This is a genomic window from Streptomyces sp. NBC_01508, assembly GCF_045040315.1.
Taxonomy (GTDB): domain Bacteria; phylum Actinomycetota; class Actinomycetes; order Streptomycetales; family Streptomycetaceae; genus Streptomyces.
Window position 1 is genome coordinate 4842263 of sequence record NZ_CP109419.1, and the last position, 25318, is coordinate 4867580.

General features: G+C 72.0%; 21 protein-coding genes and 4 pseudogenes. 19 read left to right on the forward strand and 6 right to left on the reverse strand.

Features of this window, described 5'->3' with window-relative positions:
• Window positions 1–32: 32 nt before the first annotated feature.
• The 10 genes and pseudogenes from OG700_RS22635 (at window position 33) to OG700_RS22680 (ending at window position 9097) form a co-directional block, all read left to right on the forward strand.
• Window positions 33–2975: an FAD-binding and (Fe-S)-binding domain-containing protein gene (locus OG700_RS22635; protein ID WP_405616347.1), complete on the forward strand. Its 2943-nt coding sequence runs from the start codon at window positions 33–35 to the stop codon at window positions 2973–2975.
• A 562-nt stretch (window positions 2976–3537) separates the two neighbouring features.
• Window positions 3538–3798, forward strand: a pseudogene (locus OG700_RS22640) (protein-L-isoaspartate O-methyltransferase family protein); the annotation flags it as partial.
• A gap of 109 nt (window positions 3799–3907) precedes the next feature.
• Window positions 3908–4357, forward strand: a complete 450-nt coding sequence (locus OG700_RS22645; RefSeq protein ID WP_405622280.1) for a hypothetical protein — start codon at window positions 3908–3910, stop codon at window positions 4355–4357.
• 248 nt (window positions 4358–4605) lie between these two features.
• On the forward strand, window positions 4606–5622 hold the full coding sequence (locus tag OG700_RS22650; protein WP_405616349.1) for an EamA family transporter: 1017 nt from the start codon (window positions 4606–4608) through the stop codon (window positions 5620–5622).
• 84 nt (window positions 5623–5706) lie between these two features.
• Window positions 5707–6162 (forward strand): annotated as a pseudogene (locus OG700_RS22655) (maleylpyruvate isomerase N-terminal domain-containing protein); the annotation flags it as partial.
• Between the two features lie 115 nt (window positions 6163–6277).
• Window positions 6278–6634, forward strand: a pseudogene (locus OG700_RS22660) (AMP-binding protein); the annotation flags it as partial.
• Between the two features lie 93 nt (window positions 6635–6727).
• Window positions 6728–7327 (forward strand): annotated as a pseudogene (locus OG700_RS22665) (alpha/beta fold hydrolase); the annotation flags it as partial.
• Between the two features lie 74 nt (window positions 7328–7401).
• A complete protein-coding gene (locus OG700_RS22670) occupies window positions 7402–8136 on the forward strand; it encodes an enoyl-CoA hydratase family protein (protein WP_405616351.1) in 735 nt (244 codons plus the stop codon).
• Window positions 8124–8711 carry a TetR/AcrR family transcriptional regulator gene (locus OG700_RS22675; RefSeq protein ID WP_405616353.1) on the forward strand — a complete coding sequence of 196 codons (588 nt, stop codon included), beginning with the start codon at window positions 8124–8126 and terminating at the stop codon, window positions 8709–8711. The genes OG700_RS22670 and OG700_RS22675 overlap by 13 nt, the downstream gene beginning before the upstream one ends.
• A gap of 35 nt (window positions 8712–8746) precedes the next feature.
• Window positions 8747–9097 (forward strand): hypothetical protein, encoded by a 351-nt coding sequence (locus OG700_RS22680; RefSeq protein ID WP_405616355.1) that lies wholly within the window; start codon window positions 8747–8749, stop codon window positions 9095–9097.
• 256 nt (window positions 9098–9353) lie between these two features.
• On the opposite strand, the gene OG700_RS22685 is transcribed toward OG700_RS22680, so the two are convergent.
• Window positions 9354–10454, reverse strand: a complete 1101-nt coding sequence (locus OG700_RS22685; RefSeq protein ID WP_405616357.1) for a citrate synthase 2 — start codon at window positions 10452–10454, stop codon at window positions 9354–9356.
• 245 nt (window positions 10455–10699) lie between these two features.
• Between OG700_RS22685 and pdxH the strand changes: the two genes are divergently transcribed.
• Together pdxH and OG700_RS22695 are read left to right on the forward strand one after the other, a co-directional pair.
• The gene (gene pdxH, locus OG700_RS22690) at window positions 10700–11383 is read left to right on the forward strand and encodes a pyridoxamine 5'-phosphate oxidase (protein ID WP_405616359.1); all 684 of its coding nucleotides are present in this window, start codon (window positions 10700–10702) and stop codon (window positions 11381–11383) included.
• Between the two features lie 356 nt (window positions 11384–11739).
• Window positions 11740–13185 carry a PAS domain-containing protein gene (locus OG700_RS22695; protein WP_405616361.1) on the forward strand — a complete coding sequence of 482 codons (1446 nt, stop codon included), beginning with the start codon at window positions 11740–11742 and terminating at the stop codon, window positions 13183–13185.
• Between the two features lie 33 nt (window positions 13186–13218).
• Here the strand turns inward: OG700_RS22695 and OG700_RS22700 are convergent, their stop codons facing one another.
• Window positions 13219–13980, reverse strand: coding sequence for an SIS domain-containing protein (locus OG700_RS22700; protein WP_405616363.1), 762 nt, complete (start codon window positions 13978–13980; stop codon window positions 13219–13221).
• 245 nt (window positions 13981–14225) lie between these two features.
• Here OG700_RS22700 and OG700_RS22705 point away from each other — a divergent pair, with 245 nt between their 5' ends.
• Together OG700_RS22705 and OG700_RS22710 are read left to right on the forward strand one after the other, a co-directional pair.
• Entirely contained in the window at window positions 14226–14921 is a 696-nt protein-coding gene (locus OG700_RS22705) for a metal-dependent transcriptional regulator (RefSeq protein ID WP_405616365.1), read from the forward strand.
• 673 nt (window positions 14922–15594) lie between these two features.
• Complete coding sequence (locus tag OG700_RS22710) at window positions 15595–16458, forward strand: alpha/beta fold hydrolase (RefSeq protein ID WP_405616367.1); 864 nt, start codon at window positions 15595–15597, stop codon at window positions 16456–16458.
• 96 nt (window positions 16459–16554) lie between these two features.
• Here the strand turns inward: OG700_RS22710 and OG700_RS22715 are convergent, their stop codons facing one another.
• The 3 genes from OG700_RS22715 to OG700_RS22725 are packed head-to-tail and all read right to left on the reverse strand — an operon-like array spanning window position 16555 to window position 18954.
• Window positions 16555–16965 carry a PPOX class F420-dependent oxidoreductase gene (locus OG700_RS22715; protein ID WP_405616369.1) on the reverse strand — a complete coding sequence of 137 codons (411 nt, stop codon included), beginning with the start codon at window positions 16963–16965 and terminating at the stop codon, window positions 16555–16557.
• A gap of 10 nt (window positions 16966–16975) precedes the next feature.
• Window positions 16976–18187, reverse strand: a complete 1212-nt coding sequence (locus OG700_RS22720; protein ID WP_405616371.1) for an ATP-binding protein — start codon at window positions 18185–18187, stop codon at window positions 16976–16978.
• Window positions 18184–18954: a response regulator transcription factor gene (locus tag OG700_RS22725; RefSeq protein ID WP_405616373.1), complete on the reverse strand. Its 771-nt coding sequence runs from the start codon at window positions 18952–18954 to the stop codon at window positions 18184–18186. Before OG700_RS22725 ends, OG700_RS22720 begins: the two co-directional genes overlap by 4 nt.
• 130 nt (window positions 18955–19084) lie before the next feature.
• Between OG700_RS22725 and OG700_RS22730 the strand changes: the two genes are divergently transcribed.
• The 4 genes from OG700_RS22730 to OG700_RS22745 are packed head-to-tail and all read left to right on the forward strand — an operon-like array spanning window position 19085 to window position 22576.
• The gene (locus OG700_RS22730) at window positions 19085–19591 is read left to right on the forward strand and encodes a hypothetical protein (protein WP_405616375.1); all 507 of its coding nucleotides are present in this window, start codon (window positions 19085–19087) and stop codon (window positions 19589–19591) included.
• Window positions 19588–20646 (forward strand): peptidoglycan-binding protein, encoded by a 1059-nt coding sequence (locus OG700_RS22735; RefSeq protein WP_405616377.1) that lies wholly within the window; start codon window positions 19588–19590, stop codon window positions 20644–20646. The genes OG700_RS22730 and OG700_RS22735 overlap by 4 nt, the downstream gene beginning before the upstream one ends.
• On the forward strand, window positions 20643–21365 hold the full coding sequence (locus OG700_RS22740; RefSeq protein WP_405616379.1) for an ABC transporter ATP-binding protein: 723 nt from the start codon (window positions 20643–20645) through the stop codon (window positions 21363–21365). The genes OG700_RS22735 and OG700_RS22740 overlap by 4 nt, the downstream gene beginning before the upstream one ends.
• A complete protein-coding gene (locus tag OG700_RS22745) occupies window positions 21362–22576 on the forward strand; it encodes an ABC transporter permease (protein WP_405616381.1) in 1215 nt (404 codons plus the stop codon). The genes OG700_RS22740 and OG700_RS22745 overlap by 4 nt, the downstream gene beginning before the upstream one ends.
• A gap of 91 nt (window positions 22577–22667) precedes the next feature.
• Here OG700_RS22745 and OG700_RS22750 read toward each other — a convergent pair whose 3' ends face one another.
• Entirely contained in the window at window positions 22668–23285 is a 618-nt protein-coding gene (locus OG700_RS22750) for a hypothetical protein (RefSeq protein WP_405616383.1), read from the reverse strand.
• A gap of 225 nt (window positions 23286–23510) precedes the next feature.
• Between OG700_RS22750 and OG700_RS22755 the strand changes: the two genes are divergently transcribed.
• Window positions 23511–25274: a protein kinase domain-containing protein gene (locus tag OG700_RS22755; protein ID WP_405616385.1), complete on the forward strand. Its 1764-nt coding sequence runs from the start codon at window positions 23511–23513 to the stop codon at window positions 25272–25274.
• Window positions 25275–25318: the final 44 nt, after the last annotated feature.

Sequence of the window (25318 nt, forward strand, 5' to 3'; positions counted from 1 at the left end):
GTGGGACACGGCCGGCGGGGCATCCTGGGGGAATGGCTGAGTACAAGGAGCGGCAGGGCGGGGCTCCCGCGAAGGCGTCGTCGGCGACCGGCGCGTCGGTGACCGGTGAGTCGGCGACCGGCGCGCTGGCGAGAGACCTGGCCGGCGCCGTCCGAGGTGACGTCGACTTCGGCGCCGCCGCCCGCGCCCTGGTCACCATGGACGCCTCCAACTACCGGCGCGTCCCGGTGGGCGTCGTCGCGCCCCGCGACGCGGCCGACGTCGCCGCGGCCCTCGACGTCTGCCGTACGCACGGCGTACCCGTCGTGCCACGCGGCGGCGGCACCTCCATCGCCGGGAACGCCACCGGCGTCGGCGTCGTCCTCGATCTCACCCGATATTTTCGCTCGATCGTGTCGGTCGACCCCGAGGCGCGTACCGCCGTCGTGCAGCCCGGCGTCGTCCTCGACCGGCTGCGCGACACCGTCAAACCGCACGGTCTGACCTTCGGGCCCGACCCCTCCACACACAGCCGCTGCACCCTCGGCGGCATGATCGGCAACAACTCGTGCGGGTCGCACTCGGTCGCGTGGGGGACGACCGCCGACAACGTCCACGAGCTGTCGGTCACGACGTACGGGGGCGCCTCTCGGCGCCTCGGCAAGGGGTGGGACGGCGCCCCCGCCGGTCTGCGCCCCCTCGTCGAGGGCAACCTCGCCCTCCTGCGCACCGGTTACCCCACGGGCCTCCCGCGCCGCATCTCCGGTTACGCGATCGACGCGCTGCTCCCCGAGAACGGCACCGACCTCGCCCGCGCGTTCTGCGGCAGCGAGGGCACGCTGGGCGTGGTCACGGAAGCCGTCGTACGGCTGGTGGACTCGCCGCCCGCGCGGGTGCTCGCGGTCCTCGGCTACCCGGACGAGAGCGCGGCGGCCGAGGCGGCGGCCGGGCTGCTGCCGTACCACCCGCTGACCGTCGAGGGCATGGCCGACGACCTCGTCCCCGGCCCGCACGAACTGCCGCGCGGCGGCGCCTGGCTCTTCGTGGAGACCGGCGGCGCCACCGTCGCCGAGGCGCGTGCGCACGCCGAGCGGATCCTGCGGGCCGCCGACGCCCTGGACGGTACGGTCGTGGCCGACCCGGCCGGGATCCGCGCGCTGTGGCGGGTGCGGGAGGAGGCGTCGGGCACCGCGACCCGCAACGCGGACGGCGGCGAGGCGTGGCCGGGCTGGGAGGACTGCGCCGTACCGCCCGCCCGACTGGGGGCGTATCTGCGGGACTTCCGCGCGCTGCTCGCCCAGCACGGGCTACGGGGCACGCCGTACGGGCACTTCGGCGACGGCTGCATCCATGTCCGTATCGACTTCGACCTGTTGAGCACCGAAGGGGTGCGCGTCTTCCGGCGCTTCTCCGAGGACGTCGCGGCGCTCGTCGTCGCGCACGGCGGCTCGCTGTCCGGCGAGCACGGCGACGGGCTGGCGCGCTCGGAGCTGCTGCCGACGATGTACGGGGACGAACTGACCGGTCTCTTCGGGCAGTTCAAGGACGTGTGGGACCCGGCGGGCGGTATGAACCCCGGTTCGATCGCCCGGCCCGACCGGCTCGACGAGAACCTGCGCTTCGAGGTCCTGCCACGCGAGCGGATCGACGTCGCCTTCGCCTATCCGCACGACGGCGAGGCGGACGGGGTCGTCGGCGGGGACTTCTCGGCGGCCGTACGGCGCTGTGTCGGCGTCGCCAAATGCCGCGTGGAAGGGCCGAGTTCGGGCGCCGGGGTGATGTGCCCGTCGTTCCGCGCGACCGGCGACGAACAACACTCCACACGCGGGCGCGCCCGGCTGCTGCACGAGATGCTCGCCGGTGAGGTCGTGACGGACGGCTGGCGCTCGACCGAGGTCAAGGACGCGCTCGACCTCTGCCTGTCCTGCAAGGGCTGCCGCAGCGACTGCCCGGTGGGCGTCGACATGGCCACGTACAAGGCGGAATTCCTGTACCACCACTACGCGGGCCGGCGGCGGCCCGCCGCGCACTACGCGATGGGGCGGCTGCCTCGCTGGCTCCGGGCGGCGGCGCCGTTCGCGGGGTTGCTGAACGCGGCGGTACGGCTGCCGGGGGCCGCCGCGCTGGCCAAACGGATGGGCGGGATCGACCCCGAACGCTCGATCCCGCGCCTGGCGCCGCGGACGTTCACGCGGTGGATGCGGCGGGAGAGGCGGCGGCGGGGCACGGAGATCTTCGGCACGAGCCGGCTCGTGATCCTGTGGCCGGACACCTTCACCGAACACCTCTCCCCGTCCGTGGGGAAGGCGGCGGTGCGGGTCCTGGACGCGGCCGGTGTCGGCGCCGTCCTGCCGCCCGGCAAGGTCTGCTGCGGCCTGACGTACGTCTCCACCGGCCAGCTCGACCAGGCGCGCGCCGTCATGCGCCGCACCCTGGACCGGATGGAACCGATGCTCGACATGGACCTGCCGGTACTCGTCCTGGAGCCGAGCTGCGCCGCCGCGCTCAGGACGGACCTCCCGGAACTCCTCGCGGACGACCCACGCGCCGCCCGACTGGCCGCGTCCGTAAGGACGTTCGCACAGGCACTGGAGGAGTGCGCCCCCAACTGGATCCCCCCACGCGTCGACCGCCCGGTCGCGGGCCAGACCCACTGCCACCAACACGCGGTCCTCGGCGACACGGCGGACCGCCGCCTGCGTGAACGGGCGGGCCTGACGGGCGAGTTGAGCGGCGGCTGCTGTGGCCTGGCGGGCAACTTCGGCTTCGAGAAGGGCCACTACGGCGTCTCGGTGGCCTGCGCGGAGGACCAACTCCTCCCGGCGGTCCGGGCGGCGGCCGAGGGCACGGAACTCCTGGCGGACGGCTACTCGTGCCGTACGCAACTGGACCAGCTCGCCGGGGGCGGGGCACGGCATCTGGCGGAGGTCTTGGCGGAGGCGCTGGCGGAGGAGACGGGCCATGATGGTTCGGGTGGACGGGACTTGGGCCGCTGACGGATGCGCTGCCGAATGCGCCCGGGTCTGCGGGCCAGTGCCACCAGAGTTGGATGCCGGTCGTTCTGGATCGCTTGACCCGCCAGCCGGAATCATAGCAATCTGTAGTTGATCGACTACTTTCAAAAAGGATCTCTCCATGGGTGATCACCGCAAGCCCGAGCCGGATCCTTCGCAGGGCAAACCGCCGCCCGGTAACGGGGACAGTGAGGTGCCCAAGCCTCCGCCGCCCAGTGGCAACCGACGGAAGTAGGGCTTGGTGTTCGAGCAGCGGCGGGTCGCGCTGGCCGAGGCGATGGAGGAGCGGGGCGGCTGGCCGGAGGACTCGCCGTGGGTGCGGGAAGCGGTGGACGCCGTTCCGCGGCACTCGTTCGCACCGGACACGCTGTGGCGCTGGGACGGTGACGCGTACGTCGCCGTGAACCGCGCGGCAGAGCCCGAGCGGTGGGCGGCCGAGGTCTACGGCGGCCCCAGCGACCCCGCCATCACCCAGGTGCGAGACGGACGGGCCACCTCCAGCCTGTCCTGTCAGTCCGTCGTGGTGGACATGCTCGACTCCCTGATGCCTGACCCCGGCCACCGGGTGCTGGAACTGGGTACCGGCACCGGTTGGAACGCCGCGCTCCTCGCCCGCCGCGCCGGACCGGGGCGGGTGACCAGTGTGGAGACCGATCCCGGCCTCGCGGCAACGGCGCGCACCCGCCTGGCGGCGGAGGGGTCGGGGGTCACCGTGGTCACCGGGGACGGGCGGCGCGGGCACGCGCCGGGAGGCCCGTACGACAGGGTCGAGTCGACGTACGCGGTCGACACCGTCCCGTGGGAGTGGGTGGCCCAGACCCGGCCCGGTGGGCGGATCGTCACCCCGTGGGGCCGCATGGGGCATGTCGCACTCACCGTCGCGGCCGACGGGCGGTCCGCCACCGGGTGGATGCGTGGGGCTCGCCCTGTTCATGCCCGCCCGCGGCACGTCGGCCCGGCTCGGCTGGCAGGAAGTACGCGGCCACGCCCCCGCCGGCGACGAGGGCTCCCACACCCTGGGCCTGGCCCAACTGGCCGATCCGCACCTGCTGTTCGCGCTGCGGGTGATCCTGCCGGACGTGGAGGTCATCCTCGGAGACCGGGACGGGGCGGTGGCCTGGGTGCACGACGGCCGCACCTCGTGGGCGACCCTGACCGCGTCGGGGGACGGGCCGGGCGCCGCGTTTCAGGGTGGGCCGCGGCGCCTTCTCAAGGAGATCGAGTCGGCCGTCGCCCGCTGGGAGCGGCACGGTCGGCCGGACCTCTACGACTTCGGTATGACGCGCACTCCGGACAGCCAGTACGTGTGGAGCGACGATCCGGACACCGGGCACCGGTGGGCGGTCGCGGGGGTCGGTCGGTAGCGGAAGGCGCCGGGTTTCTTCGCGAGGTCGGGTGACGGCCCTCCAGCCGGAGGCGTGAGGTGACGTTTCCCTCATGCGAGGTGGCCGAGGAGGGGGCCGACGCCTCGTGGGAGGTGTTGCGCGGCCGGTGGGTGGAATCTTGGTCGCCCTTGGGGGGCTGTTCATGTCACGGTGAGAGGCGGACCGCGTGGGCGGCCTTGTTTTTGGGTGCAGTATGTTGGATCCCGTAGTTCATTGTGTTGCCCTAGATGGCCCGAAGGAGGTTTCCGGTGGATGAGCCGCGTACCGCAGCCGTGAGTGGCGTTGTCACGACCCCGGAGGCCCCGGGGGGCGTGGGGGCCGTCGATGGGGGCGGTCCGGGAGGCGGCGGTCTCCGGGAGGGCAAGGCGCCGCGGCGGACGCTCGGGCCCGTCGCGCTTGTCGTCGGGGGGATGCTCTCCGTGCAGTTCGGGGCGTCCATCGCCGTGCTGCTGATGCCGCGTACCGGTGTCGTCGGTGTGGTGACGATGCGGCTCGTGCTCGCCGCGATCGTGCTGCTCGTCGTCTGCCGGCCCAAGGTCCGTGGTCACTCGCGCGCCGACTGGGGCACGGTGCTCGTCTTCGGTGCCGTGCTGGCGGCCATGAACCTCCTCTTCTACCAGGCCGCCGACCGCATCCCGCTGGGCGCGGCCGTGACCCTGGAGGTTCTGGGGCCGCTCACCCTCTCCGTGATCGCCTCCCGCAAGCTCGGGAACCTCCTGTGGGCCGGGCTCGCGCTCGGCGGTGTGCTGCTGCTCAGCGGTGGCGGCTTCGACCGGCTCGACCCGGTGGGCGCCGCGTTCGCGCTGGCGGCGGGGTCGATGTGGGCGGCGTACATCGTCTTCAGCGCCCGGACCGGGCAGCGCTTCCCGCAGGCCGACGGGCTCGCGCTGGCCATGGCCTTCGGCGCGCTGCTCACGCTGCCGCTGGGCATCATGGACGCCGGTTCGAAGCTGCTGGTGCCGTCCACGATCGGGCTCGGACTCGCGGTGGCGCTGATGTCGTCCGTACTGCCGTACACGCTGGAACTGGCCGCCCTGCGGCGGCTGCCCTCGTCGACGTTCGCGATCCTGATGAGCGGGGAACCGGCCCTCGCGGCCATGGCCGGCTTCCTCGTGCTGCACCAGGATCTCTCCTTCACCGACGCGCTGGCGATCGCGCTGGTCATCGCGGCGAGCATGGGCGCGGTGCGGACGCAGGTGGGCAAGCGCAAGAAACTGGCCGTCGAGGTGAGCGTGAAGGAGTAAAGCAAGCACGCTTGCTTGTTTCTCCGGGCGCTGCCATGCTCCGGGGCACGCACCACGCTGTGTCCCGAGAGCCGATCGGAGCGCATGCCCGTGCCCGTGTCCGACCCCGCCGCGCCCGACCCCGCCGCGCCCGACCCCGTCGCGCCGATCCTCGACGATCTGCGCGACGAGAGTGCGGAAGCCGACCGGCTCGTCGCCGAGTTGGACGATACGAGCTGGTCGCTCGCGACCCCGGCGGCCGGCTGGACCGTCGCCCACCAGATCGCCCATCTGACCTGGACCGACACGGCGTCCCTCCTCGCCGTGACCGACGAGGCGGCCTTCGCCGACGAGGCCGCGAAGGCGCTCGCCGCCCCCGACTCCTTCGTGGACGAGGGCGCCGAGGCCGGCGCCGTACTGCCGCCCGGCCTGCTCCTCGCCCGCTGGCGCGAGGGCCGCGAACGGCTCCGGCGGGCGCTGCGCTCCGTACCCGCCGGTGCGCGTTTCCCCTGGTACGGGCCGCCGATGAGCGCGCCGTCGATGGCGACCGCGCGGCTGATCGCGCCCGTCAGCCGCGAAATGATCCTGAACTACGTCTCCCACCAGTCCCTGGGTCTCCCCAAGTCGTACTGAGGCGCGCCATTCTGTCCGTCGACGCGTCGAAGGGGCTGTCGTCATGATCTTTCACAGCGAGTACGCGAACGTCGAAGTGGTCGACCGGCCCATCCACGAGGCCGTCCTCGGCCGCGCCGCCGAATTCGGCGACGCCGTCGCCCTCGTGGACGGTACGGACGACACCACCGTCACCTACGCCCAACTGGACGCCTTCCACCGCCGTACCGCCGCCGGACTCACCGCGGCGGGCCTGCGCAAGGGCGACGTCCTGGCCCTGTACAGCCCCAACACCGTCGCGTATCCGGTGGTGTTCTACGGCGCCACGCGCGCCGGCGCGTCCGTCACCACCGTCCATCCGCTGTCCACCGCCGAGGAGTTCGCGAAACAGCTCCACGACTCCTCGGCCCGCTGGATCGTCGGACCGCTGGTCGGCCGAGTGGGCCGTTTGTAGCGTCGTGCTCATGGTGAATGCGACGAATGGAGAACGAACAGGTGCCACCCGGCGGTCCGCGTTGCGCGGGCGGCACGCAACGGCCCGGTGGTGCTGGTCGGGCACAGCCTGGGCGGCGTATCGGTCAGCCGTGTCGCCGACGCCGTCCCGCATCTGCTGCACCACATCTGCTACATGGCGGCGTTCTGCCCCAGCCGTGCCCTGTCCACGGCGGACGCCCGCACGGCGGCGCCCGAGAACGCGAACGCCGTCAGCCCCGTCGAGCCGACGGTGGGGGACCCGGACCGGGTCGGTGTCCTACGACTCAACTTCCGTACAGGAGACAGCCATGAACTCGCCCTCCTGAAGGAGATGATCTGCGCGGACCACCCCGACGCGGACTACCGCCGGATACTCGCCGGCATGCAGACCGACGAGCCCGTCACCGCTCACGCGGGCCGGGCGGTCGGCCGGGCCGCCCACTGGGGACGCGTTCCCCGCACCTACCTGCGCTTCGGCAAGGACCGCACGATCGCCACCGCACTCCAGGACCGGATGATCGCGGAGGCCGACGCGTTCACGCCAGGCAACACCTTCCGCGTGCGCGATTTCCCCGGGGCGTCGCACGTCGGCCCGCTGGATCCCACCCCGGTCGCGGCAGCCCTGGACGCGCTCGCTTGATTGATGCGGCGCGCGCTGCCACCCTCTGAACCTCGCGCACCACAAGGGACCGCGCAAGGAAAGACGGAGACCACGTGACGCTCGTCGCGACCGCGCACGAGCGCGGCATCACCACCTTGACCATGGACGCGCCGGCCAAGCGCAACGCTCTGTCGGCGCGGCTCGTCGGCGAGTTGGCGGACGCGCTCACCGGGTGTGCCAAGGACCCGTCCGTACGCGCCGTGGTCCTCAGCCACACCGGCACCACCTTCTGCGCGGGCGCCGATCTGAAGGAGCCGCCGAACCCGTACACCTTCGTCGGGCTGTTGCGGCAGATCGTGGAGCACCCCAAGCCCATCGTGGCCCGCGTCACCGGCCATGTCCGGGCCGGTGGTCTCGGGCTGCTCGGGGCCTGCGACATCGTGATCGCCTCCACCGACTCGGACTTCGCCTTCACGGAGGTACGGATCGGTGTCGCGCCCGCCGTCATCTCGATGCCCCTGCTGCCTCGGATGACACCGCGCGCCGCCGCCCGCCACTACCTCACCGGCGAGACCTTCGACGCGGCCGAGGCCGTCACGGACGGGCTCGTCACGCAGGCCGCCGACGACGTGGACACGGCGCTCGCCCCGCTCCTGGACGCCCTGCGCAGGGGCTCCCCGCAGGGCCTGGCCGAATCCAAGAAGCTGCTCACCGCAGGGGTGTTGGAGACCTTCGACCGGTACGCGGAGGATCTTGTCCAGCGCTCGGCGTCCCTCTTCGCCACGGCCGAGGCCCGCGAGGGCATGTCGGCGTTCCTCGAACGGCGGGACGCGGCGTGGGTGCGCTAGCCGCGCCCAAGCAGGACCGCAGCCGCGCCACCCGGCGGCGGCTGCTGGAGGCCGCCGTCTCCTGCCTCGCCGAACACGGCTGGGCGGGCTCCACCGTCTCCGCCGTCGCCGAACGCGCCGGGGTGTCGCGCGGCGCGGCGCAGCACCACTTCCCCACCCGCGAGGACCTGTTCACGGCGGCCGTCGAGTATGTCGCCGAGGAGCGCTCCACGGCCCTGCGCGCCCTCGCGCCCGCCGGGCCGACCCGCCGCCGCGAGGTGGTCGAGGCGGTCGTCGCGCTCTACACCGGGCCGCTGTTCCGGGCCGCGCTGCATCTGTGGGTCGCCGCGTCCGACGAGGAGCAACTGCGGCCCCGCGTCGCCGAACTCGAAGCACGGGTCGGCCGCGAGGCGCACCGTACGACCGTCGAACTCCTGGGCGCCGACGAGTCCGTGCCCGGCGTGCGCGAGACGGTCCAGGGCCTGCTGGACATGGCGCGCGGCCTGGGCCTGGCCACGCTGCTGACGGACGACACACAGCGGCGGAACAGGGTGGTCGCGCAATGGGCGAGGATCGTGGACAAGGTGCTGGGCTGACGGGGATGCCGGGCCGGTGGAGGGGGGGGCGGGCGGTGGAGGGCGTGTTCGTGGTCGTCGCGGTGGGTGCCGTACTCATGGCGGCCGGGGCGATCTGGCAGGGGCAGGTGCGCAAGCCGTATCTGCGGGTCCGCGCGCAGGATGTCAAGTACCGGCGGCTGCCGCGTGATCTGCGCCGCTCCGCCGACATGGCGATCGCGGCGGCCCGCCACGCGGCGGCGGCCGACGAACCGGCGATCGTCCGGGTGGACGACGTGCTGACCGTGGCGGCCGAGCACTTCGGGCACGGAGCCGTCTCCCGTGAATCGGCGGCGGGCGCCCTGCGCGAGCGGTTCGAGCGCAACCGCTGCTACGTGGACTGCGTGACGGACGCGTACGAGAACTAGGGCGTGTTTCGAAAGTCCCGCCTGGCCGACGACGCCTGGCACGCGCACTCGCCGCGTTGTCGGAATCATCCAAGTACGCCCAGTACGAGAACGATCCTCCGCCTTGCGATCGCACGCACCAGACGCCGTCGGCCCCGCCCTTCGGGCGGACGGCGCTACTTTCGCACCACGCCCTGGAGGCGAACCAGAGGGCGTCGCCGGACGGGCCGGGTTGAGCCCGTCCGGCGGTCAAGGACAGCGGCACGTACCGGTCCCGTCAGGACGCGATGGCGTCGTACCCCTCGATCTCGCGCGGGTCCCGCGTCCCCGGCCCCACGTACCGCGCCGAGGGCCGCACCAGCCGCCCCGTCCGCTTCTGCTCCAGGATGTGGGCCGACCAGCCGGCCGTGCGGGCGCAGGTGAACATCGACGTGAACATGTGCGCCGGCACCTCCGCGAAGTCCAGCATGATCGCCGCCCAGAACTCCACGTTCGTCGCCAGCACCCGGTCCGGGCGGCGCGCGTGCAGTTCCGCCAGGGCCGCCTTCTCCAGTGCCTCGGCGACCTCGTAGCGCGGCGCGTCCAACTCCTTGGCCGTACGCCGCAGTACGCGGGCGCGCGGGTCCTCCGCCCGGTACACGCGGTGGCCGAAGCCCATCAGCCGCTCGCCCTTGTCGAGCGCCTGTTTCACATACGCCGTCGCGTCGCCGAGGCGCTCGATCTCCTCGATCATGCCGAGGACCCGCGACGGGGCGCCGCCGTGCAGCGGCCCGGACATGGCGCCGACGGCCCCCGAGAGGGCCGCGGCGACGTCCGCGCCGGTGGAGGCGATGACGCGGGCCGTGAACGTCGAGGCGTTCATGCCGTGTTCGGCCGCCGACGTCCAGTACGCGTCGACCGCCTTCACATGCCGGGGGTCGGGCTCCCCGCGCCAGCGGATCATGAAGCGCTCGACCACCGACTCCGCCTTGTCGATCTCGCTCTGCGGCACCATCGGCAGCCCCTGGCCGCGCGCCGACTGCGCCACGTACGACAGGGCCATGACGGCGGCCCGCGCCAGCTCGTCGCGCGCCGTCACCTCGTCGGTGTCCAGGAGCGGTTTGAGGCCCCAGACGGGGGCGAGCATCGCGAGCGCCGACTGCACGTCGACGCGGACGTCGCCGGAGTGGACGGGGATGGGGAACGGCTCGGCGGGCGGCAGGCCGGGGTTGAAGGCGCCGTCGACCAGCAGGCCCCACACGTTTCCGTAGGACACCCGGCCGACCAGATCCTCGATGTCGACGCCCCGGTATCGGAGGGCGCCGCCCTCCTTGTCCGGTTCGGCGATCTCCGTCTCGAAAGCGACGACTCCTTCGAGTCCGGGTACGAAATCGGACATCAGGCGGCTCCTCTGGTGTGACGGACACGGAAGCGTACGGCTGAACCGGGTGACGGCTTACGGCCTACGGCCCGCGGTCCGGTGTCAGAAGTTGTCGGCGACGGTCCGGATCCACGGTCGTTCTCGTACGACTCGCGGCCCGGAACGGTCATCCGTTACTCACCGTCCTGCCCAGCCCGGACATCGAATCAACCATGCCCCGGCCTCGGCCTTGCGGGAGGATGGGTCGCGTGCCTCATACTCCGATGCCTGACGAGACCCCCGACCCCGCCGAGACCCCCGACCCCGCCGTGATGCGCGCGCACTACCGCTCGTCCCCGTTCCTGGAGACCGACCTCGCAGCCGGGCCGATGGACCAGTTCGCGAGCTGGTTCAAGGACGCGGTGGCCGGCGGTCTGCACGAGCCGAACGCGATGGTGGTCTCGACCGCGACCCCCGACGGCCGCCCGTCGTCGCGCACCGTGCTGCTCAAGGAGTACGACGAGCGGGGCTTCGTCTTCTTCACCAACTACGGGTCCCGCAAGGGCCGGGAGATCGAGGCCAACCGGTACGTCGGCGTCCTCTTCCCCTGGCACGCGCTGGCCCGCCAGGTCGTCGTCACCGGTACGGCGTCCCGCGTCGGCCGCGAGGAGACCGCGGCGTACTTCCGCACCCGCCCGCACGGCTCCCAGCTCGGCGCCTGGGCGAGCGACCAGTCCACGCCGGTCGGCTCCCGCGCGGAACTGCTCGAACGGTACGAGGAGCTGGCCGCCCGCTACCCGGACGACGAGCCCGTCCCGGTGCCGCCGCACTGGGGCGGTATCCGGGTCGTCCCGGAGACGGTCGAGTTCTGGCAGGGGCACGAGAACCGGCTGCACGACCGGCTGCGGTACGTGAGGGAGGCCGCGGGCGAGGCCCCGGGCTGGCGGGTGGAGCGGCTCTGCCCGTAGAACGTCACGGCACGCGGACGACCCGCGTGCTCAGGTTCCTCCGGGGAGGAGCCGGCCGGACTTACCGGCGAGCACGCGGGTCGGGTGACTGCTTGGATTGGGCCGGTGGTTCACCGGCACCGCACGTGTGCGACGACGGGCGTCAGCCCGCAGTCACCTCACTTGTCCGGATTGAAATCACTTCCGAACCACCTCCCTTCTAGTGTGCTCACCACCCTAGGAACCCGTCCCGCGGCCCACAAGCGATTATTTGGATTTCCACCGCACAACGATTTCGGGGAACAAGGTGTGTGCTGGGTCACGTTCGAGTTGAATGATCGTAGGTGTGACCGAGCAGCCGGCAGGGGGTGCCAAGGATGAGTGCTTCCCGGAGTGAGACCACTCGCCCGCCCGGCCCCGACGAGCCGGAATCCGGCCCGGCCCGGCCGGCCGGCCCCGACGGCGGCCCCGGGGCCGATCTGCTCGCCGCCCTGCTCGACGGGATGGACGCCGCGCTCTGCGCGTTCGACGCCGACGGCGTCATCACGCACTGGAACCGCGAGGCCGAGCGGATACTGGGCTGGTCCGCCGGAGAGGCCGTCGGCCGGCGCGGATTCGCCGGCTGGGCCGTACGCAGCGCCGACGCCGACGAGGTGCGCGGACGGCTGATGTCGGCGATGAACGTGCCCGGACGGCTGGTGCACGAGTTCGCGCTGCTGCGCAAGGACGGCAGCCGGGTGCTCGTACGGACCCAGTCCGCCGGGGTGCGCGGTGCGGACGGCGGGCCCGCCGGGGTGTACTGCGCGTTCAGCGAGGTGCACGCGCAGATCGATCTTGAGCGGTCCATCGCGCTCAGCGAGGCGCTGTTCGACGACGCGCTGTGGGGCGTGGTCCTGGTGGACGTGGATTTGCGGCCGACCGTCGTGAACGGGCACGCCGCGCGTGCGCTCGGCACGGGCCGTACGGCCCTGCTCGGGCGGCCCCTGGGCGAGACCGTCACCCAGGGCGTGGAGGAGCTGGAGGGTGCGCTTCACCACGTACTGGCGGAAGGCGCGCCGCGGGCGCTCGCCGAGCTGTGGGTGACGCTGCGCACGCCGGACGGCGGTGAGCGGCGGCGCTGCTGGCGCAGCGGTTTTCTCCGGCTGGCCTCCCCGCTCGCCGAGGAGCCGGTGCCGCTGGGTGTCGGCTGGCTCTTCCAGGACGTCACGGAGGCGAGGCTCGCCGCGCAGGAGGCGGACAAGCTGCGCTTCCGGGCCGGTCAGCTGCATCGCGCCGGGCGGGCGGCGGGCGAGTGCGAGAGCCCGATGGAGGCGGCGACGGTCTGTCTGGACTTCGCGCTCGTGGGCTTCGCCGACCACGCGCTGATCGATCTCGTGCACGGCGAGCCGCCGCCGGTGGCTCCGGGCGGTGGTACGTCGACCGGCGATGTGCCGCCCACCCGGCTCGTACGGGTGGCGGCGACGCCGGGCGGTTCGGTCGGCCCCTGCCTGCCGGTGGCGGCCGGCGGCATCCCCGTGCGGTATCGGGACGGGCACCCGGCCCTCCAGGCGGTGACCCGCACGGGCTCGGTGCGCGCGAGCGCCCCTTCGGGGGCCTCGACCACCCCGACCTGGTCGGTCTCCCGCCAGTGGCCCACCGACTCCGTGCACGCGCTCTGTACGGTGCTGCGGAGCCGGGGCAGGACGCTGGGCGTGGTCACTTTCCTGCGGGGCGCCAGCCGTCCGTCGTTCGAACGCCAGGACGCGGTGTACGCGGAGGACGTGACGGCCCGGATGGCGGCCTCGCTGGACCTGCTTCAGACGGAGTCGCGGCCGGAGACCTGAGTCCCCGGCCCGCGACCGGTATCGGTATCGGTATCAGTATCGGTATCGGTAGAAGATCCGGTCTCCGTACTCCGCCATCACGCGCCCGTTCCACTCGTGCCCGCCGTCCACGTTCCCCGACCGCAGCATCGGCGGTTCGACGCCGCGCTCGGCCAGGCCGCCCGCCGCCGTCGCCACCATCGCCTGCATCAGCGCGCTCGTCACGACGGTCGACGCGGGCGCGAACGGCGCCTCGACGCCGTCCGCCGACAGCTCCGCGTCGCCCACCGCGATCTTGCTGTCGAGGACGATGTCGCAGTGGTCCTTCAGATACGTCCCCGACAGGTGCCGGGACTTCGTCTCCGTCGCGTACGCCACCGATGTCACCCCGATCACCTTCAGGCCCAGCGCACGCGCGTTCAGCGCCATCTCCACGGGAAGCGCGTTGCGCCCGGACAGCGAGATGATCACCAGGACGTCGCCGGGCTTCGCCGGGCTGGAGTCGAGCACCGCGCTCGCGAGGCCGTCGACCCGCTCCAGCGCGGAGCCGAGCGTCGCGGGCATGACGTCGACGCCCATCACGCCCGGCACGTTGAGGAGATTCATGAGGGCCAGACCGCCCGCCCGGTAGACGACGTCCTGCGCGGCGAGCGAGGAGTGCCCGGCACCGAAGGCGAAGACCCGGCCGCCGGAGGCAACGGTGTCGGCGATCGCTTCGCCGGCCGCTTCGATGTTCGCGGCCTCCTCGTCGCGTACGCGCTCCAGCAGACCGATCGCGGCGCCGAAGAACTGACCGGCCAGCGTGCTCTCGCTCATGAGAGACCCTTCCGTAGGAGGCGGAGAAAGAGGGTGAAGAAGAGGGTGGAGAAGGCAGAACGGACGGCGGAACAGGGGCGGAAACGCCTGTGCCGCGGATCACGTTGCGGTCTGGACCTTTACCGTGTCAATACGGCTTCGCCTCCGGCGGCTTCCCGCACGGCACGGTTGTCAGTGCGATGCGTCAGAATTGACCAGGGGCCAGCGCACGGTTGTTTTCATGTCACAGCATCGAGGGGCACGTAATGTCCGGACTGATTGACACCACGGAGATGTATCTCCGCACCATCCTCGAACTCGAAGAGGAAGGTGTGGTCCCCATGCGCGCCCGGATCGCGGAGCGGCTGGATCAGAGTGGGCCGACGGTCAGCCAGACCGTGGCCCGCATGGAGCGGGACGGCTTGGTGCAGGTCGCGGGCGACCGGCATCTGGAGCTGACGGAGGAAGGACGCAGACTCGCGACGCGCGTGATGCGCAAGCACCGCCTCGCCGAGTGTCTGCTGGTCGACGTGATCGGCCTGGAGTGGGAGCAGGTGCACGCGGAGGCCTGCCGCTGGGAGCACGTGATGAGCGAAGCGGTGGAGCGGCGGGTGCTGGAGCTGCTGCGACACCCGACGGAGTCGCCGTACGGCAACCCGATCCCGGGCCTGGAGGAGCTGGGCGAGAAGGCGGGTGCCGACCCGTTCCTCGACGAGGGCATGGTCAGCCTGGCCGATCTGGACCCGGGCACCGAGGGCAAGACGGTCGTGGTGCGGCGGATCGGTGAGCCGATCCAGACGGACGCCCAGCTGATGTACACGCTGCGACGGGCGGGCGTGCAGCCCGGCTCCGTGGTGAGCGTGACCGAGTCGCCGGTCGGCGGGGTGCTCGTGGGCAGCAGCGGGGAGGCCGCGGAGCTGAACGCCGAGGTCGCCTCGCACGTCTTCGTCGCCAAGCGCTGACACCCCCGGGGACCCGGACCTCGCGCTGTCCTCGGTCCGGGACCGGGGCCGTGCTGCCTGGCGGGTGGGTTCGGCGTGCCCGGTGACGGCTGCGGAGAGTGTTCCTCCGGCGACGGAGAATGCGATTTCCCGGCGGAATGGCAGCGGCCGGGCGATTCGCGTGCCAGGCTGGTTCAGGGGCATATGACCTGAGGGCAGCGGTCGCGGACCTCGTCCCGCGGCCGAGGAGGGAGCGGGGCTGTGCGCCTGACACTTGTCGCTGTGCCTGCGCCTGCGCCTGTGCCGACCGCTGCGATGCCGACCGTGCTGCCGGCCCCATCCGCCGCGACCGTCGCTCCCGCTGCTCCCGCCCGGCCCGTCCCGGACGGTAAGGACCCCGGCGCCGTGCGGCGCCGGGGCCTGTCCTCCCCTGTTCCGACCCGGAGCCCCGAGCTCCCAGGGTCGGTCCCCGCGGACCCTCATCCCCGAGTGGTCCGCCTCCCGGAGAAGATCTCCCCTCGGGCGCTTCGGCCAACCCTTGACCACGGTCACTCGAACGAGCGGTGTTGCGCGCGACAGCCGGGTTTTCGAATGGGAGTTCGATAGTCTGGGGGAACCGCACGACCGAACGGCACAGCATCGGGCCGGTGCCATCGGACTCGACCACTCAGGACCGAAGGGGGTGCCAGGACACATGGTGCAGCGCATCGATGTGACCGGATTCGACGGGCTGCGGCTCGCTGCCTGGGAGTTCGCGGATCCGCCCGAGGAGCGGGGCGGGACCGGGCGCACCTCCGGTGTGCTGCTGCTCCACGGACTGATGGGCCGCGCCTCGCACTGGGCGGCCACCGCGCGCTGGCTGTCCGGGCGCCACCGGGCCGTCGCGCTCGACCAGCGGGGCCACGGCCGCAGCGACAAGCCGTCCGAAGCGCCGTACACCCGCGAGGCCTATGTGTCGGACGCGGAGTCGGTGATCGAGCAGCTCGGCCTCGCGCCCGTCACCCTCGTCGGCCACGCCATGGGGGCGCTCACCGCCTGGCAGTTGGCGGCGAAGCGCCCCGACCTGGTCGGGGCGCTGATCATCTGCGACATGCGGGCGTCCGCGCTCGGTGCGGCCTCGCAGCGGGAGTGGGACGACTGGTTCCGCACCTGGCCGGTCCCGTTCGCGACGCTCGCGGACGTACGGAAGTGGTTCGGCGAGGAAGACCCGTGGCTGGAGCGGCCGAGTCCGGGCCGCGGCGAGTTCTTCGCCGAGGTGATGGCCGAGCGCGCCGACGGCTGGCGGCCGGTGTTCTCCCGCCGTCAGATGCTCACCACCCGCGAGACCTGGGTGCACGACGCGCACTGGGAGGAGCTGGCACAGGTCCGCTGCCCCACGCTGGTCGTGCGGGGCCTGGACGGCGAGTTGGGCCGCGCGGAGGCGCAGGAGATGGTGCGGGTCCTGCCGCGCGGGCAGTACGCGGAGGTGACGGACGCCGGCCATCTCATGCACTACGACCAGCCGGACGCCTGGCGCGCCGCGATAGAGCCGTTCCTGGACGGCGCGTTGACCCCGTAGCCGGGGACGTCGACCGGGGCGCGCGGTTCGTGGGCGCGCTTGTCCTCAAGTGCCGGACGGGCTTGATGTGTCCTCAAGCGCCGGACGGGCTCACATTCAGACCGCCGAGTTGCCCGTGAGCCGTTCCGGGGTGATCCGGATCGTGACGCGGACGACCTCGGGCGGCAGGGCCACGTACTCCTGGCCGGCGCCGGGTCCCACGTACTTCTGGGCGAGTGTGACGGCCGTCCGCCGGTCGACGTCCTCGGAGACGGTGGCCGTGCCGCGTACCTCCACGTACCGCTGCGGGTCCGTCAGGTCGAACACGCTGAGGCTGACCCTCGGTTCGCCGGCCAGGTTCGTCACCTTGCGCCGGCCCGCCTGCGAGGAGACGACCAGTTCGTCGCCGTCCACGCCGACCCAGACCACCGAGGACTGCGGGCTGCCGTCCGGGCTGATCGTGCACAGGACGGCGGGGTTGCGGCCATCGAGGATCTTGCGGGCGGCGGCGCTCAACGAGACAGGCATACCGGCGAGTTTACGGGCACATCGGCAGCACGACCCGGGCGGTCAGACCGCCCCCGGGGTTCGCCTCCGCGCTCGCCTCGCCGCCGTGCGCCCGCGCGACCGACGCCACGATGGACAGCCCCAGGCCCGCGCCCTCACCCGGCGCGTGCTGCCGGGCCCGTGCCCGGCGGAACGGCTCGAACAGCAGCGGTACGGTCTCCGGCGCGACCACCGGCCCGGTATTGACGACCTCCAGGCCGACCGCAGGCCCGTCCGCAGGCCCGTCCGACCCGTTCAGCCCGTCCGGCCCCACCCGGACCCGGACCGTGCCGCCGGGGTGGTTGTGGCGCAGGGCGTTGGAGACCAGGTTGTGGACGAGGTGGTCGAGCAGGACGGCGTCGCCCTCGACCGTCACCGGCCGCGCCGTCAACTCGATTGTGATGGACCGGGCCTTCGCGTCGGCCGCCAGCGCGTCGACCACCGCCGCGCCGGTCTCGTCCAGCGCGACCCGCTCCCGGCGGCGCAGGCCGTCGTCGGAGACCGCGAGCAGCAGCAGTCCCTCGATCAGCCGCTCGCTGCCGGCGGCCGAGTCGATGAGCTTGGCCCGGATCCGGGCCACCTTCTCCGGCGTCGGGTCGTCGGCGAGCCCGATCTCGGCGGCGGCGCGCTGTACGGCGAGCGGGGTGCGCAGCTCGTGGGCGGCGTTGGCGGCGAACCGCTGTCTGGAGGAGACCAACTCCTCGATCCGGTCCAGCATTCCGTCGAAGGTGTCGGCCAGCTCCTTGAGTTCGCCGGGCGGTGCGTTCAGCGCGAGACGTTCGTGCAGATTGCTGCCGGACAGTCGCCGAGCCCGGGCCGTGATCACACCGACCGGCCGCAGTACCCGTCCCGCCATCCACCAGGCCAGGGCGACGGACAGCGCCGAGTAGGCGGCGAGGGCGATCCCGGAGACCGTGAGCAACTGATTGAGGGCGGCGTCCCCGGCCGCGCTGCTGACCTTCTCCGCCACCGCGAACTGGCCGGGTTCGGCGACGATGGTCTGTGTCAGTTGTACCCCGGCCGGGGTGCCGAGGACGGAGTCGGCATCCAGTTGTTCGGTGGAGACGGTCGGGAACACCGCCGACAGCAGATTGGCGTACATGCCCTCGCTGACCAGCAGATAGACCCCGCCCGTCAGCAGGACGCCCGCCAGCACCAGCAGTCCGCCGTACAGCCCGGTCAGCCGCGCCCGCTCGCTGTTCACCGGGCGTCCCGCAGGCCGCCGGAGCCGCCGCCGGCACTGCCGCCGGTGCCGTCGCCCCTGCCGTCGCCGGAACCGTCGCCGGAACCGCCGCCGGTGCCGTCGCCCCTGCCGTCGCTGATGCGGTAGCCCGCCCCCGGGACGGTTTCGATGACCGCCGGGGCGCCCAGCTTCGCGCGGAGCTTGGAGAGCGTGACGCGGACCGCGTTGGTGCGGTAGCTGGTGTCCTCCTCCCACACCTCCTCGATGAGATCGTCACCGCTGACGACCGCCCCCTCGGCCCGCAGCAGCGTCTCCAGCACGGCGAACTCCTTCCGGGACAGGGACAGATAGCGGCCGTCGCGGCAGACCTGGCGGCGCGCGGTGTCCAGCGTCAGCCCGGCCCGTTCCAGCACCGGCGGCAGCGCGGGTCTGGCCCGCCGGCCGAGCGCCAGGACCCGGGCGAGGAGTTCGTCGTACGCGAACGGCTTGGTCAGATAGTCGTCGGCACCGAGCCCGAGACCGGCCACCCGGTCCCGTACGGTCCCGGACGCCGTCAGCATCAGGACGCGGGTGAGCAGCCGGGAGCGGACCACCTGCCGGCACACCTCGTCGCCGTGCAGGCCCGGCAGGTCGCGGTCGAGGATCAGCACGTCGTACGCGCCGAACCGGAGCCGGTCCAGGGCGGCATGGCCGTCGAGGGCCACATCGACGGCTATCGCGTCCCGCCGCAGCCCCTCGGCGATCAATTCGGCCAGGAATTCCTCGTCCTCCACCACCAGCACACGCATGGGATCTCTATATCCGACAACGATGTTTCGCCGGCATAAGCATTCGGCTTGAGAGAAACGAAACCGGGACCTCGCGCACGCTCGGACCGTTCGTCATCAGGTCTGTCACCCCGTGGACGAGGAGTCCGTCATGACCTTCTTGAAGCAGCCCGTAGCGAGCCGCAACGCGGCTGCCGCCGCCGCCCTCTTCGCCTCCCTCGCCCTGGGACTCGTCGCCTGCTCGGGCGACTCCGGCGGCGGTGCCAAGGATGCGGGGTCCGGCGGTGGGGACACCGTCAAGACCGAGGAGGACCAGGCGCTGGAGCACCGCGAGTGCCTGCGGGAGCAGGGCCTGGACATCCCCGAGCCGAAGACGGACGGGGAGGGCACGACCCTCGAACTCGGCGGCAGCGAAGCGGAGGTGGAGAAGGCGTTCAAGGCATGCCAGGACAAGGCCGTCGGCGGGGGGCCCAAGGAGCTCACCCAGGCGGAGAAGGACAAGCAGCTCGCCTTCGCCCGGTGCATGCGCGAGAACGGCATAGACATGCCCGACCCCACGTTCGAAGGCGGCGCGATGCAGGCCGCGCCCATGGTGGAGGAGAAGGACATGAAGAAGTTCGAGAAGGCGAACAAGACCTGCGAAAGCGCCGGCCGATGAGGCGCGGCGGAGTCCTGGTCGCCGGAGCGGCGGTGCTCGCCGTCGCCGCCGGTTCCCTCGCCCTCACCCAGCTCGGCGGCTCCGACCGGGCCGACGCCCGCCAGAACACCGGACTCCCGCCCGACACCGCCGCCGTCGAGCGCGGCGACCTGCGCGACAGCGCCCAGGCCGACGGAAAGCTCGGCTACGACAAGCAGCGCAAGGTCAACGGGGGTGTGGCCGGCACCATGACCTGGACCCCGCGAACCGGCTCGACCGTCGAACGCGACGAGCGGCTGTACGAGATCGACGGGCGGGCGGTGCGGCTGATGTACGGATCGGGGCCGATGTACCGGACGGTGCGGCCGGGTGACCGGGGCCGGGACGTCGAGCAGCTGGAACGTAACCTCGCCGTCCTCGGCTACACCGGCTTCACCCCCGACGACGAGTACACCGATCTCACCGCCGCCGCCGTCAAGCGCTGGCAGAAGGCCCACGACCGCGAGAGGACGGGTGAGCTGGGGCCGGGGGACATCGCGTTCGCGCCGGGCGAGGTACGGATCAAGAGCATCGCGACACCCGTCGGCGACCTGGCCCAGCCCGGCGCCCCGGTCCTCACGACCACCGGTTCCGAGCGCGTCGTGACGTTCGCCCTGGAGGTGGCCGAGAGCCGGATCGCCAAGGCGGGCACCAAGGTCACGGTCGGTCTGCCGGACGGTACGAATGCGCCCGGCACCGTCTCGTCGGTCGGCAGGACGGCGAAGCCCGGCGACGATCCGCAGGACACCGAGCCCAAGGTCACCCTGACCGTCTCCTTCGACGAACCGGACAAGGTCGGCGGCTTCGACCAGTCCCCGGTCACCGTCGATCTGACCGGCGAGACACGCGAGAACGTCCTCAGCGTCCCCGTGAACGCGCTGCTCGCCCTGCCCGGCGGCGGCTTCGGCCTCCAGGTCGTGGAGAAGGGGACCACGCGGGACGTGAAGGTGGAGCTGGGCATGTTCGCCGAAGGCCGGGTCGAGGTCTCGGGCGGCGGACTGCGCGCGGGCATGAAGGTCGGGGTGCCGGCCCTGTGAGTACGGCTACGAGTACCGCTGCGAATACCGTCGTCGGCCTCACCGGGGTCACCAAGGAGTATCCGGGCGGGGTGAGTGCCCTGCGCGGGGTGGACCTCACGGTGGAGGAGGGCGAACTCCTCGGCATCGTCGGCCCGTCCGGTTCCGGCAAGTCCACCCTGCTGCACATCATCGGCACGCTGGACCGGCCGACCGCCGGTTCGGTGCGGATCGCGGGGCACGACGTGGCGGCGCTCCCCGACCGTCGCCTCTCCGCCCTGCGCGCGCAGCACATCGGCTTCGTCTTCCAGGCGTTCCACCTGGTGCCGGGCGTCAGCGCCCGGGACAACGTCGCGGAGGGCCTGCTCTACTCCGGCCTGCCGCGTGCGGTACGCCGCCGCCGGGCCGCGGACGCGTTGGCACGGGTCGGGCTCGCCGACCGGCTCGACCACCGGCCGCACCAGCTGTCCGGCGGGCAGAAACAGCGGGTCGCCATCGCGCGGGCGGTGGTCGGCGAGCCCGCCCTGCTGCTGGCCGACGAACCGACCGGGGCGCTGGACTCGGCGTCCGGGGCGGCGGTGCTGGAACTGCTGCACGACCTCAACCAGGAGGGGGCCACCATCGCGGTCATCACGCACGACACGCAGATCGCCGGGCGGCTGCCGCGCGAGGTACGCATCCGGGACGGCGAGGTGGTCGCGGACATCCGCAACGGCGCGGGGATCGGGGCGGGACTGTGACGGCCCAGGGGCGGGGGTCGCGGCGGCTGACGGCGGCCCGGCTCCGCCCCCGGGACGTACTGCACGTCGGCTCCTCGGGGCTGCGCAGCCGGCCGATGCGGGTCGTGCTGTCCGCGCTTGGCATCGCGATCGGCATCGCCACCATGATCTCGGTGGTCGGCATCTCCGCCTCCAGCCAGGCCCAACTCCTGCGCGAACTCGACAAGTTGGGCACCAACCTGCTGGTCGCCGCACCCGGTGAATCGATGTTCGCGGGCGAGGACGTGCGGCTGCCCGAGGAGTCCGTCGGGATGGTCGGCCGCATCGACGGCGTACAAGAGGTCGGCGGGACCGCCGACCTGGACGCCTCCGTACGCCGCAACGAGAAGATCGACAAGGGTGACACCGGCGGCATCGCCGTCAAGGCCACCACCGCCGATCTGCTGAAGGTGCTGCGTGGGAAGGTCGGCAGCGGCGGCTGGCTCAACAGCGCGACCGGCCGCTACCCCTCGGTCGTCCTCGGCCATGTCTCCGCCCGGCGCCTCGGCATCACCGCGCCCGGCCGGCAGGTGTGGATCGGCGACCGGTACTTCACGGTCGTCGGCATCCTCGACCCGCTGCCGCTGGCCCCGGAGATCGAACGGTCCGCGCTGGTCGGCTGGACGGGGGCCAAGCGCCTGCTGGACTTCGACGGCCACCCGACGTCGGTGTACGAGCGCTCGACGGACGCGTCGGTGAACACCGTACGCGCGGTCATGGCCGCGACCGTCAACCCGCGCAGCCCGCAGAACGTGAAGGTCACCGACCCGTCGGCGGCGCTTCAGGCGAAGGCGGCGACCGAGGGGGCGTTCAGCAGTCTGCTGCTCGGACTCGGCGGTATCGCGCTGCTCGTCGGCGGGGTCGGAGTCGCCAACACCATGATCATCTCGGTGCTGGAACGGCGGTACGAGATCGGGCTGCGCCGCTCGCTCGGCGCCACCCGGGGCCAGATCCGGATCCAGTTCGTCACGGAGTCGCTGATGCTGTCCGGCCTGGGCGGGCTGGCCGGAGTGGCTCTGGGTACGGCGGCGACGGGTCTGTACGCCCAATCCGGCGGGCTGCCCTGGGTGGTACCCCTGTGGGCGATGGGCGGCGGCTTCGGCGCCACGCTGGTCATCGGCACGGTCGCGGGCCTCTACCCGGCGGTGCGGGCGTCCCGGCTCTCCCCGACGCTGGCGCTGCACGCGGCGTGAGAGACGGCGTGAGAGGCGGCGTGAGAGACGGTGGGGGCGGGACCCTGGTCGGCCCCGCCCCCACCGGGGACCGGCCTGAGCCGGTCCGACCTCATGCCGCCTGGAGCACTTCACAGGGGCAGTGGCGGAATTCCAGGCCGAGTTCGTGGTCCACGGCCGCACTCGAACGCGTGGCGGCTTCGGTGACCTTCTCCCAGGAGCCGTACTTCAGATACAGCTGGTCGGCCGTCGGGCCGAGCGGGTTGCCGTACTTCTTCTGGTTGCGTGCCTCCAGCTCCGCGACCTGTTCGCGGGTCATGCCGGCGCGGACGACGTCCTTGGCGTCGTTGCGCATCTGGACCAGGGTGCGGGCGATGTCCTCCTCGGAACGTCCTTCGGCACGCATGGCGCACTCCTCGCGCTCCATGTCCTCAAGGAGGTCGTGATAGCGCATCCGCTGATCACGGGCGACCTCACGCTCCTGCGGAGTCTCGCCGCGGATCAGACACACGACCGGTTCGGCGCTGGTGCAGGGACCGTGGTCCGGGGCCGCCTGGGAGACAGGCGCGACGACGACCGAACCGCAACCGGCGGACGCTCGGCACGAGTGCGCCACGTGCGCCACGTGCGCGGCGGCAGAGGCGGGCTGAAGGGGGAGGAAGGCGACTTGGGCGACCAGCAGCGCGGGAACCACGCGACCGGCCAGCGAACGCAGACTGATGAGTGACATGCGCTCATCGTTGAGGCGGACCCGGACGCCACCGAAGCACGGCGGGGCCGAAGCACCCCTGTGCGGGGCCAACTCCACTCCGTGGAGTGAAGCGACGCACCCGAGCGCCGGCGCACCCGCCGGGACTTGTCCGCCCGAACTCGCACATGGCGGTGGCGATGATCTCCCCGATTCGGGGATGATGGTCCGAGGGGCCATGGGGGCCAGTTCGCGGATGGGAGCTTCGTGGCGGATCTGATGTGGGGCAGTCCGCTGGACGGCCGGGACCCGGCGATGGTGGGTCCGTACACGGCACTGCGGTTACTGGGGCAGGGCGGAATGGGCCGCGTCTACCTGGCTCGTGGCCTCGGTACGCGGTTGTACGCGGTCAAGGTGATCCGCCCGCATCTCGCGGACGAGGACGGGTTCCGGGCCCGCTTCGTGCGGGAGGCGTCAGCGGCTCGGGCGGTGAGCGGAGCGTTCACCGCGCCGGTGGTCGAGGTGTCCGCGCCGGACGCGGAACTGCTCTGGATGGCGGCCGCGTTCGTTGCCGCGCCGCCGCTCGACGTCCTCGTCCAGCGGGCCGGGGTACTGCCACCGGCCGGCGCGTGGTGGGTCGCGGCCGGCATCGCGGAGGCCCTGTTCTCGGTCCATGGCGCGGAGTTGGTGCACCGGGACCTGAAACCGGCGAATGTGCTGGTGACCGCCGATGGACCGCGAGTGATCGATTTCGGGATCGCCAAGGCGCTGGACGCGGTGGGTACGGCTTCCACGCACTTGATGGGCACTTCGGGGTTCATGGCCCCGGAGCACATCCGGGGAGCCGCCGAACCGGCCAGTGACGTGTTCGCGTTGGGTGCGGTGATGATGTTCGCGGCAACGGGGCACGCACCGTTCGAGGGGCCGAGCGCGGGCGATGTCCTGGCACAGACGCTGTATCAGCCGCCGAACCTGACCGGCCTGCCCGGTGAGTTGGCCGACGTGGTGGGGCGGTGCCTGTCCAAGGAGCCGGAGGCGCGGCCCACCCTGAGCCAGCTGCTGGAGGAGTTCAGGCACATCCGGGACCGGACCGCCGCCCCCCACGTCGCCGCGAGTTGGCTCCCCACCGGGGTACTCGCGGTGATCGATAGCTTCGGCAGCCCGGCACCCGCGGCCCCGACCGCCCCGGTCCCACCACCACCGGCGACCCGTCCCCTGACAGCGGACCTGCAAGATCGCACCCTTGAGGCACAGGCACTGACCGGGGCGGGTAATTCGGCGGCCGCGCGGGATCTGTACGCCGATCTGGTCCGGGACCGTGCCCGGGTGCTGGGGGCTGATGATCCGGCGACGCTACATGCTCGGGATTGGCATGCTTTCTGTATGGCCGAGGCGGGTGATGCGGCGGGCGCGGCGAAGTTGTACGCGGGTTTGGTCCGGGATCGTATTCGGGTGTTTGGTCCTGACCATGTTGATACTTTGCATGTGCAGCATCAGCATGCCCGGTTCACGGCTTCGGCGGGTGATTCGGCGGCCGCGCGGGAGTTGTACGCGGATCTGGTCCGGGATCGTGCCCGGGTGTTGGGGGCTGATGATCCGGAGACGCTTCGTGCTCGGGATTGGCATGCTTTCTGTATGGCCGAGGCGGGTGATGCGGCGGGCGCGGTGGAGTTGTACGCGGGTTTGGTCCGGGATCGTATTCGGGTGTTTGGTCCTGACCATGTTGATACTTTGCATGTGCAGCATCAGCATGCCCGGTTCACGGTTACGGCGGGTGATTCGGCGGCCGCGCGGGAGTTGTACGCGGATCTGGTCCGGGATCGTGCCCGGGTGTTGGGGGCTGATGATCCGGAGACGCTTCGTGCTCGGGATTGGCATGCTTTCTGTATGGCCGAGGCGGGTGATGCGGCGGGCGCGGCGAAGTTGTACGCGGAATTGGTCCGGGACCGCACCAGAGTGCTCGGCCCCGACCATCCCGACACCCTGCATACACGGCACCAGCACGCCCGTTTTACGGCCGCGTCGGGGTGACGTGGCCAGGGGGCCAATCGCTCCCCCCACAACCCGCCCCACAC